Below are 2651 nucleotides of genomic sequence, written 5' to 3'. Positions count from 1 at the left end.
GGGTAGGGCAGTTGATCGATAAGCGGTCCTGCTACTCACTGATCGGTTGATCCAGATTAATGCGCGGCCGAATATCTGTTGACCTGAGTGCCTGGTAGCAACAGACTTTTCTGCTCTCGTTTATTTCCAAAGGTCTGTCTGATGCGTAAGTCATTCACTGTCATTGCATTAAGTCTGCTTGTATCGCAGTACTCCCTCGCTGGCGAAACCACCAACACGGCGATCGGTGGCGGTCTCGGCGGCGCCCTCGGAAGCGTGGTCGGTCAGGCTATGGGAGGCAGTACTGGCGCTGCGATCGGAGCCGGCGTGGGTGGCGCGGCCGGGGGCGCAATGACCGCGAAGAGTGGCAAGAAGACCGAGACGGCGATTGGCGGCGGTCTCGGTGCGGCGGGTGGTCAGGTCATCGGCAACAGTGTCGGTGGTTCCACCGGTGGCCTGATCGGCGCCGGGCTGGGCGGCGCGGCAGGGGGGGCTGTCGGCAATAATCTGGCCGATGACGACGACCACCACGACTCCGACTACAAGCATAAGAACAAATACAAGAACAAACATAAACACAAACATCACGACTGATCCCGGGCGCCGTGACGGGGCATTTTTGGAACTTTCACTGGTCACGGTCCCTTGTAGGAGCCGGCTTGCTGGCGATGGTCGTTAACGATAACGCGTGTGAACTGAATAAACGCGGTGCACTTGAGTCCATCGCCACGATGCGGCGACCCGACAAGCCGGCTCCTACAAGTGACCGTGGTGCCGGATTCAGATTCTGAAGCGGCTGAGAAGCCTGTCTTGCTGGCCTACATGGTCCCCCATCACTGAGCATTGGCGGACCTGCTTCTCGGCACTGCCGGACACCTCCAGGCTGATATCGCGGATGTTGCTCGTATTGCGATTGATTTCCTCGGTCGTGGCGCTCTGTTCTTCAGCGGCGGCGGCAATCTGCAGGTTCATGTCATTGATGCGGTAAATGGCTTCACGTATGCGTTCGAGCGTTGCATTGGCCGCATCGGCATCGCCTGCCGTCTTGCTGGCAGTGTCGCGGCTTTGCTGCATTCGCACTTGGGCGTGTTTGACCCCCGTCTGCAGTTGCTCAATCATCAGGCGTATTTCCTGAGTGGATTGCTGGGTCCGCGAGGCCAGCGAGCGCACCTCGTCGGCAACCACGGCAAAGCCCCGTCCCGATTCACCGGCGCGTGCTGCTTCGATGGCCGCGTTGAGCGCGAGAAGGTTGGTCTGGTCGGCGATGCTGGTGATGACCGCCACGATCGATTCGATGCTTTGACTGAGCGTGGACAATTCATTGATCGCATGACCGGTGTCGTCCATCTCGTCAGCCAGACACTTGATGGCCCCCGTTGACCTGGAGACCAGGGCGACTCCGTCCGTTGCTTGCCCGGTGGCAACGATCGCCGCCTCGGCCGCGGCCTGGGCGTTGCGTGCCACATCCTCCGCTGTCGAGGCCATCTCGGTCATGGCCGTGGCGAGTTGATCCAGTTCCTGCAATTGAATCTGTACGCGGCTGGCTGCCTGATCCGCTTCAAATGACGTCGCGGTGGTGCTCTCGCGAACCTGGTGCGAGCTGCTTTTCACATCGCCAATGAGTGCCTTGAGGTTGTGCAGGAACTGGTTGAATTCCCCGGCGACCAGCGCCACTTCATCGCTGCCGGTCACTGGCAACTGGCGGGTCAGGTCGCCTTCTCCGCGGTTGATGTCTGCCAGCGATTCCTTGAGTTGATCCAGAGGCCGGAGCAATCGCCTGACCAGCAGCCCCAACACCAGCAGGCTGAGCAACACGCCCAGGCCGGTACCGATGACGGCTCGCCAGGTCAGGGTATGGGCTGCGGCCATGACGATGTCCTGATCCAGTACGACGCCGATGTACCAGTCCATGCCCCTGAGATCGGTGAGGGGGATGAAGGAAACCAGCAGGGACTTTCCATCGCCACTGACTTCCTGAAGCCGGCTGTCGAGCGCAAGGGCGTTTCCAGCGAAAAGCTGACTGTAGGGCTTGCCGTTCAGTTCGGCGTTCGGGTGGGAAATGATGTTGCCGCTTTTACTCAGCAGAAACGCATAACCGGCCCCGCCGAAATCCAGCGTATTGATGGCGTCGGCAACCGAAGTCAGGCGGATGTCACCGCCAAACACCCCGAGCAATTGACCCGCATCGCTGATCCGGGCAACCGCGGAGATCAGGATTTCACCGGTGGTGGAGTCCTTGTAGGGTTCGGTCAAAACAGCCTGGCTGCCTGCCTTGCCGGTCGCGTACCAAGGGCGGGTGCGACCGTCATAATCGGGTTTCGGATTCCACGATGCCGTGTTCTTGATGGGTTTTCCGTCGGATTCGAGCGCGCCGAAAACCAGCTTGAATTCATCTTTCAAAACGGGCGAGTCGATGACTCTTTGGGTCGCTTGCGCACTGTACTGACGGTCGATCGCCTGGGCCGCCAAGTCCATCAGCCGAAGTTTGGCGTTCAGCCAGTTTTCGATCTGTCGCGCCACTGCATTGCTCGATTCGGAGATACCTTCCTCGACTTGCGTGCGCAAAATAGAACGGACCTGACTGACCTGGACCAGCGACAGCAGACTGGTCGTCACGAACAGCACACAAGCAGCCACAAGGCTTACCTTGTAACGGATTTTCATCGACAGCT

At 59.4% G+C, this 2651-nt stretch carries 1 protein-coding gene and 2 pseudogenes; 1 reads left to right on the top strand and 2 read right to left on the bottom strand.

Translation table 11 applies throughout. The annotated features are described in order from the left end of the window. Nucleotides 1–141: 141 nt before the first annotated feature. Nucleotides 142–573 (top strand): glycine zipper domain-containing protein, encoded by a 432-nt coding sequence (locus KGA88_RS01130; protein WP_223588317.1) that lies wholly within the window; start codon nt 142–144, stop codon nt 571–573. Nucleotides 574–759: 186 nt separating this feature from the next. Here the strand turns inward: KGA88_RS01130 and KGA88_RS31655 are convergent. Both KGA88_RS31655 and KGA88_RS31650 read right to left on the bottom strand, forming a co-directional pair. After that, nucleotides 760–1275 (bottom strand): annotated as a pseudogene (locus KGA88_RS31655) (methyl-accepting chemotaxis protein); the annotation flags it as partial. Between the two features lie 390 nt (nt 1276–1665). Then, nucleotides 1666–2643, bottom strand: a pseudogene (locus KGA88_RS31650) (cache domain-containing protein); the annotation flags it as partial. Nucleotides 2644–2651: the final 8 nt, after the last annotated feature.

It is taken from the genome of Pseudomonas sp. A-R-19 (genome assembly GCF_019956575.1).
In the GTDB taxonomy this organism is placed as follows: domain Bacteria; phylum Pseudomonadota; class Gammaproteobacteria; order Pseudomonadales; family Pseudomonadaceae; genus Aquipseudomonas.
Note: the sequence above shows the minus strand (reverse complement) of the source record. Positions and strands in the feature narration are given on the sequence as shown.

Coding starts and splice junctions, on each gene's coding strand:
- KGA88_RS01130 (WP_223588317.1), top strand. CDS start 142: ATGCGTAAGTCATTCACTGTCATTGCATTAAGTCTGCTTGTATCGCAG.